This is a genomic window from Streptomyces recifensis (assembly GCF_002154615.1).
GTDB lineage: Bacteria > Actinomycetota > Actinomycetes > Streptomycetales > Streptomycetaceae > Streptomyces > Streptomyces griseoluteus.
Map to the genome: position 1 here is coordinate 1 of NZ_MUNH01000456.1, position 6,484 is coordinate 6,484.

5 protein-coding genes and 1 pseudogene are annotated in these 6,484 nt (G+C 74.7%); 1 reads left to right on the plus strand and 5 read right to left on the minus strand.

All coding sequences use genetic code 11. The features are described from left to right. Positions 1 to 117 precede the first annotated feature (117 nt). From CCN33_RS22560 to CCN33_RS22570, 3 genes are all read right to left on the minus strand, one after another. Positions 118 to 288 carry a Trm112 family protein gene (locus CCN33_RS22560; RefSeq protein ID WP_020940431.1) on the minus strand — a complete coding sequence of 57 codons (171 nt, stop codon included), beginning with the start codon at positions 286 to 288 and terminating at the stop codon, positions 118 to 120. A 140-nt stretch (positions 289 to 428) separates the two neighbouring features. Further along, positions 429 to 1,790: a phosphomannomutase/phosphoglucomutase gene (locus CCN33_RS22565; protein WP_086695351.1), complete on the minus strand. Its 1,362-nt coding sequence runs from the start codon at positions 1,788 to 1,790 to the stop codon at positions 429 to 431. Between the two features lie 73 nt (positions 1,791 to 1,863). Then, the gene (locus CCN33_RS22570) at positions 1,864 to 2,286 is read right to left on the minus strand and encodes a DUF3499 domain-containing protein (protein WP_086695352.1); all 423 of its coding nucleotides are present in this window, start codon (positions 2,284 to 2,286) and stop codon (positions 1,864 to 1,866) included. 322 nt (positions 2,287 to 2,608) lie between these two features. Between CCN33_RS22570 and CCN33_RS22575 the strand changes: the two genes are divergently transcribed. Continuing rightward, on the plus strand, positions 2,609 to 3,061 hold the full coding sequence (locus tag CCN33_RS22575) for a metallopeptidase family protein (RefSeq protein WP_086695353.1): 453 nt from the start codon (positions 2,609 to 2,611) through the stop codon (positions 3,059 to 3,061). A gap of 39 nt (positions 3,062 to 3,100) precedes the next feature. Here CCN33_RS22575 and CCN33_RS22580 read toward each other — a convergent pair whose 3' ends face one another. Both CCN33_RS22580 and CCN33_RS22585 read right to left on the minus strand, forming a co-directional pair. After that, a complete protein-coding gene (locus tag CCN33_RS22580; RefSeq protein WP_086695354.1) occupies positions 3,101 to 4,588 on the minus strand; it encodes a DUF5719 family protein in 1,488 nt (495 codons plus the stop codon). Then, positions 4,585 to 6,484 (minus strand): annotated as a pseudogene (locus CCN33_RS22585) (family 2 glycosyl transferase); the annotation flags it as partial. The pseudogene CCN33_RS22585 and the gene CCN33_RS22580, both read right to left, overlap by 4 nt.

Consider the following 6,484-nt stretch of genomic DNA (forward strand, 5'->3'; position numbering starts at 1 on the left):
AGCCCTCGGCGGTCGGCCTCGGCGAGGCCCTCCGGGGCGTCCAGGAGCGATTCGTCGAGCATGGGCGGGGTGCCTCCGATCGCCGGGGTCCTACTGCGCGGTGTGTCTCGGCCGTGCTTACGCCGGGCGGCGGGCCTCGTCGACCAGGAGGACGGGGATGCCGTCGCGGACGGGGTACGCCAGGCCGCAGTCCTGACCGGTGCAGATCAGCTCCGCGTCCTGCTCCTTGAGGGGGGCGTGGCAGGCCGGGCAGGCCAGGATCTCCAGGAGACCGGCTTCGAGCGGCATGGGGTGTCCCTTCGGGCGGAAACGGGTGCTACGGATGTGCTGGTCAGGGTACCGCGAGTCGCTTCGCGGGTTCGGGGGGACGCTGCCCACCCGGCCGCCCGTGCCGGTCGGCCGGAGGGGGCCGTTGCGTTCCGCCCGGGCTAGGCGCGGATGATCGCCAGAACCTCGTCCCTGATCTTCGTCATCGTCGCCTCGTCCTCCGCCTCGGCGTTCAGGCGGAGCAACGGCTCCGTGTTGGAGGGGCGGACGTTGAACCACCAGGTGGGGGTGGAGACCGTGAGGCCGTCGAGGTCGTCCAGGGTCGTGCCGGGGGCCGGGGTGTAGGCGGCGCGGAGGGCGGCCAGGCGGGCCTGCTGGTCGGTGACCGTGGAGTTGATCTCGCCGGAGCCCGCGTAGCGGTCGTACTGGGCGGTGAGGGTGGACAGCGGGGTGGGGTGGGTGCCCAGGGCGGCGAGGACGTGGAGGGCGGCCAGCATGCCGGTGTCCGCGTTCCAGAAGTCCTTGAAGTAGTAGTGGGCGGAGTGCTCGCCACCGAAGATCGCGCCGGTGCGGGCCATCTCCGCCTTGATGAAGGAGTGTCCGACGCGGGTGCGGACCGGGGTGCCGCCGTGCTCGCGGACCACCTCGGCGACCGTGCGGGAGGTGATCAGGTTGTGGATGACCGTGCCCGCACCGCCGTTGCGCGCGAGTTCGCGGGCGGCGACCAGGGCGGTGACGGCGGACGGGGAGACCGGGTCGCCGTTCTCGTCCACGACGAAGCAGCGGTCGGCGTCGCCGTCGAAGGCGAGGCCGATGTCCGCGCCCTCCTGCACCACCCGCTTGCGCAGGTCCACGATGTTGGCCGGGTCCAGCGGGTTGGCCTCGTGGTTGGGGAAGGTGCCGTCCAGCTCGAAGTACATCGGGACGACGGTCAGCGGCAGCCCCGCCAGGACCGTCGGGACGGTGTGCCCGCCCATGCCGTTGCCCGCGTCCACGACGACCTTCAGCGGGCGGATCGCGGTCAGGTCGACCAGCGAGCGCAGGTAGGCGGCGTAGTCGTCGAGGGTGTCGCGCGCGCTGAGGGTGCCCGGTGCGGCGGCCGGGGCGGGGGCGCCCGTCTCCGTCCACCGCTCGACCAGGGCGCGGATGTCGGCGAGCCCGGTGTCCTGGCCGACCGGGGCGGCGCCGGCTCGGCACATCTTGATGCCGTTGTACTGGGCCGGGTTGTGCGAGGCGGTGAACATCGCGCCGGGCAGGTCCAGTGCGCCCGAGGCGTAGTAGAGCTGGTCCGTGGAGCAGAGGCCGATCTCGGTGACGTCGACGCCCCGGTTCAGCGCGCCGCGTGCGAAGGCGTGGGAGAGGCCGGGCGAGGAGGGGCGCATGTCGTGGCCGACGACGATCGCGGTCGCGTCCGTCACCTCGGCGAAGGCGGCGCCGAACAGTTCGGCCATGGCCTCGTCCCACTGGTCCGGAACGACTCCGCGCACGTCGTACGCCTTCACGATCTGCGACAGATCTGCCACGGCCGGCCCTCCTGAAAGTCCATTGGGGGCCCAAAACTACCCGTTGGGGTGTGCGGCTGCGGGGAGGGGCGCCCTAGTTGTCCGGCGAGCGGAGGACGCGGAGGTGGCCGCGCCGGGCGACTTCCATCGGGTCGGCGCTGCGTGCGCCGCCGCCCGCCCCGGCCGCGCGCTCCTGCGGACGGGCCGCCTCGCGGACCGCGTTGGCCAGCGCCTCCAAGTCGTCGCCGCTGGGGCGGGCCGGGGCGGAGCCGTCGAGCAGCCGGACGACTTCCCAGCCGCGCGGGGCGGTGAGGCGCTCGGAGTGCTCGGCGCACAGGTCGTAGCAGTGGGGCTCGGCGTAGGTGGCGAGGGGGCCGAGGACCGCGGTCGAGTCGGCGTAGACGTACGTCAGCGTCGCAACGGCGGGTCGGCCGCAGGCGGTGCGCGAACAGCGACGTACAAGGCTCACGATGTTGGACGGTACCGCACTCTTGAGCGGGCCGCGACGACTCTCCACCAGGTCACTCCCCCGTGTCGTGGCCTGCGAGGTTTCCCGGGGCCCTCGGGGGAAGCCCCGGTGAGCACGCCGCGCGGGGGTGCATCCGGTGATGATCCGGGACAAAGTCCGGCGGACAGCGTCGGTTCTCGGCCACCCGGCGCAGGCGGGCGTGGCCGGAACCGTCGTGCGCCGCGCGGGAGACGACTGAGCGAACACCGGGAGAAAAGTGCGCGAAGAGTCCGGGGAGGGGGTGCGAAGGCACGCTCCCGCGGGCGGGGAGCGGGCGGCTGTCGTGTGGAGCCGGGCGTCGGCGGCGGGCGAGGACTACGCTTCTGCGGTGATGGACAACCGTGTACCGCCCCGTGCCGCAGGTCCCCGACCCCGACGCCGTGATCGTCACGGGCGGGGCATGCGTGGCCCCATCGCACCGCCCCAGGTGCCACTGGCGGCCAGCCGCGCCGAGGTGTTCGCGGACCTCGTGCGCGACTCCGTGGAACGGCTGGAGCGGCGCTGGCAGCAGCTCGCCGAGGTGGAGTTCCTGGTGATGGAGGTGCCCCGGCTGGAGGGCGCCGGCGAGGGGCCGTGGGGCGACGAGGGTGTGCCGCTGGGCGGGATCATCCCCGCGCGGGACGGCCGGCGGGCGCGGGTGGTGGTGTACCGGCGGCCGATCGAGATCCGCACCAAGGGGCGCGACGAACGCGCCGAGCTGGTGCACGAGGTGGTCGTGGAGCAGGTCGCCGAGCTGCTGGGGCTGACGCCGGAGACGGTGGACCCCCGGTACGGCGAGGAGTAGCGGGCGGCCGCCACCGAGGGCGGCCGCCCGGCACTCGTCCTACCGCTGGAGCACCGACAGGTCCTGCTCCGCGCGGGGTACCGCCACCAGGCCCCGGTCGCTCGGCAGGGTCTGGATCGTGAAGCCGGGGACGCCGTCGGAGGAGCCGGTGAGGGTGCGGGCGGCGTAGACCGGACCGCCGGAGACGGGTTCGACGGTCAGCGCGTAGGTGCCCTTGCCGCCCGTGGGCGCGCCGATGTCCTGGCTGGTGCCGGACTTGATCGTGTACGTCTTCGTCGCGGGGGACCCGCCGTCGCTGCCCGCCGAGGCGGTCACCTTGACGGTCGCGTCGGCCGTCGGCGCGGTCAGGGACAGAGTGCTGCCCTTGGCGCTGTTGTCGGCGGCGGTGGCGCGGCGGCCGACGGGGGCGGTGGCGGGGATGTACGCCGTCTCCTGCGAGCTTCCCTTGCCGCGCACCACGCGCAGCGCCGCGACCACGGGGACCGCCTTGTCGGTGGGCGTGAGGATGAGCGAGCCCGGCTCGCCCCGGGTGACCGGGCCGAGGTCGACGGCGTTGGTCATGCCCGCCTTCACGTGCACGGTCTCGTTGCCGGCCGGGGTGATCGAGCCGTTCGGGGAGGCCAGGCGGACCTTGAGGTCGGCGTCGTCGTCGCCCGGCGTGAAGGCGACCAGGCGGACGTCGGTGGCGTCCTTGGGGATGCCGGGCAGGACCAGGCTGCCGGCCGGGTCGGCGGCCGCGGGCAGCCAGTCGCCGCCGCCCGCGTCGTCCTGGGCCTGCACGGTGGCGCCGACCCGGCCGCTGCGCACGCCGACGTGCACGGTCAGGTCGGTCTGCGCGTCGTCGGTGAGTGTGGACAGCAGCACCGGCTCGCTGGAGTGCGGAGGCACGGTGATGCCGTCGGTCACCGTGGTCTTCACGGCGCCCGACTTGCCGTACAGCTTGATGTCCACGACGGCCGCCCCGTCGTCGGGGTTGGTGAGGTGGACGTAGTCGGTGCGGCCCTTGGCGGTGCTGGCGCCGGGGAACCAGAAGTCGGTGTCGGCGGGGGTGCAGGTGACGCCCTGGAGGCCGCGTCCGGTGCCCGCGGCGATCCGGGTGGTCTCCTGGACGGTCCAGCCGGGCGCGTACTTGCCGTCGGCGGTGCCGATCAGGGCGGGCGTGTCGCTGCCGGAGGTGTCGCCCAGGGCCGGGGTGCCCGGCGGCTTGGGGGTGAGCACCGCCTGGTCCTTCTTGCCGCCGCCCTTGCCGCCCTTGCCGTCGGCGGACTGCTCGGCGGCCGCCTCCAGCGTGGCCTTGCCCCCGCTGTCCGCGCCCCGGGTGACGGGGGTGAACGAGGTGTACGCGGTGTCGGCGATGTCGGAGAAGCTCGGCGCCGGGCACAGCAGGCCGGTGCGCTCCACGGGCCGCTCGGTGGCGCTGCCGGCCGCGCTGGTGCCGGAGGCGGCGGGCGGGTCGAAGGCGGCGAACCCGGTGACGGCGGCCAGGGCGACGGTGCAGGCGATCAGGGACAGGGTCGTGCGGTTCACTGCTGGCTCCCGTCGTGGCGCTCACTGCCGTCGCCGTAGGGCGGCTGCTGGGCAGGGTCGTAGCCCTGCGGGTGGGCCGCCGGGTCGTACGGCTGCTCCTGCTGCGCCCCGTACCCGTAGGGGTCGTAGGCGTTCTGGCCGTAGGGGTCGGGGTGGTAGGCGCCCTGGTCGTACCCGGTGTGCTGGTACGGGGCCTGGTAGGGGTCGGCGGGATAGGCCGCGTACTCGGGGTCGGCGTAGGTGCCGGTGCCGGTGTCCCAGTCGGCGTAGGGCTGCTGGTGTGGGATGACCGGCTGCTCCTGCTGTCCGTACGGCGGCGCTTCCGGCCCTTCCCCGGCGGCCTCGGTGGCCTCCTGGGCCTCCGCGGCCTCTTCCGTCTCCTCGGCCTCGGCCTGGGCGCGCAGGCGGCGGGCGCGGCGGCCCTCGCCCTCCATCGCCTGGGCCGGGACCGTCTCCTCCTCGGGAAGGTCGTCGTCCACGTCGCGGCGGCGGCCCGGCAGTGCGAGGACGACCAGGAGGACGGCGAGCGCGCCCTGCACCCACAGCCAGACGGTGTGGGTGAACGGGGCGTCGTAGGTGACGTCCAGCTTGCCGCCGCCGGCCGGGAGTTCGAAGCCCTGGGCCCAGCCGTCGACGGTCTTGGGGGTGAGGGGCTTGCCGTCCAGGGTGGCGGTCCAGCCGTCGGAGACGGCGTCGGCCAGGCGCAGCACACGGCCGCCCGAGCCACCCGGGACGGTGGTGTGGATCTCCACCGGGCCCGCCGCGACGGCCTGCGGGGTGCCGGAGCCGCCCGCGCCGATCAGGGTGGCGCGGGAGACCTCACGGTCGACGCGCCACAGGGCGTTGCCGTTCTGCTGGCTGAGCCGGTTCAGGCCAGGCGTGGCGTCCAGGACGCGGGCGATCTGGCGCGGGGTGCCCTGGTGGACGAGGACGTAGCGGACGGCGAAGCCGCCGAGCTGACCCGTCTGGTCGGCGCCGGAACCGGCGACCAGGTTGGCGACGACCTTGTCCAGGCCGGTGTCGGACCCGTCGGCCGCGGCGATCTCGCCGTCGCCCATGCGGGCGCCCGCGCCCCGGACCAGGGTGTAGCGGACCCGCGCGGTGGAGTCGCTGTCGAGGACCAGGGTGCGAGCCTGGTCGCGGGTACCGGCGTCCTCGGCGACGAACGCGGGGACCTGGGCGGGGTCGCGGCGCTCCAGGGGGCCGTCGGCGCCCCGGATCATCCAGCCGGCGGCGGCGACCAGCGGGCCGACGGCGCAGGCCAGCGCGATCAGCGCGGCGACCGGCTGGCGCCAGCCGAAGCTCTGCTCGGCCACCCGCGCGCGTGCCCCGTCGGCGCCGAGCGCGGCGGCGGCCAGCAGGGCGATGCCGTAGACCAGGGTGGCCGGACCGGCCCAGGCGGAACGGTTGGCCAGCACCGCGAGCAGCAGCCCGGTCAGCGCGACGGCCCAGGCGGCACGGATGCCCAGCCGGCGTTCGGAGCGCAGCAGGGCGGCCAGCGCGGCAAGCACGATGCCGAGGAACAGCAGGCCGGAAAGGGTGCCGGGCCCGCCGGGGCTCATGCCCAGCAGGTCGGAGGCGGAGGCCGCCGAGGCACCGAAGTCCAGCCCGGCCTCGGTGAAGAAGCCGGTCGGCAGCAGGGTCAGCGACCAGGGCGCGAGAACCAGCAGCGGGGTGCCGAGCTGGGCCAGGAAGCGCAGGAGGTGGGCGACCGGGTCGGAGCGGCGCAGCACGAGCACGCCGACGCCGAGCACCAGCGCCGCGGGCCAGACCACGGGGGTGAACGCGGTGGTGATGGTCAGCAGCAGCGCGTACGCCCAGGTGGCGCGCCAACTGCCGCGCCCGCCGGACGGGTTCGCGAGGCCGCTGGCGGCGACGCCCGCGCGGGCGATCAGC

What these genes read in the sequence shown, in the direction of transcription:
- CCN33_RS22575 (WP_086695353.1), top strand. Translation starts at nt 2,609, where the DNA reads ATGGACAACCGTGTACCGCCCCGTGCCGCAGGTCCCCGACCCCGACGC.
- CCN33_RS22560 (WP_020940431.1), bottom strand. Translation starts at nt 288, where the DNA reads ATGCCGCTCGAAGCCGGTCTCCTGGAGATCCTGGCCTGCCCGGCCTGC.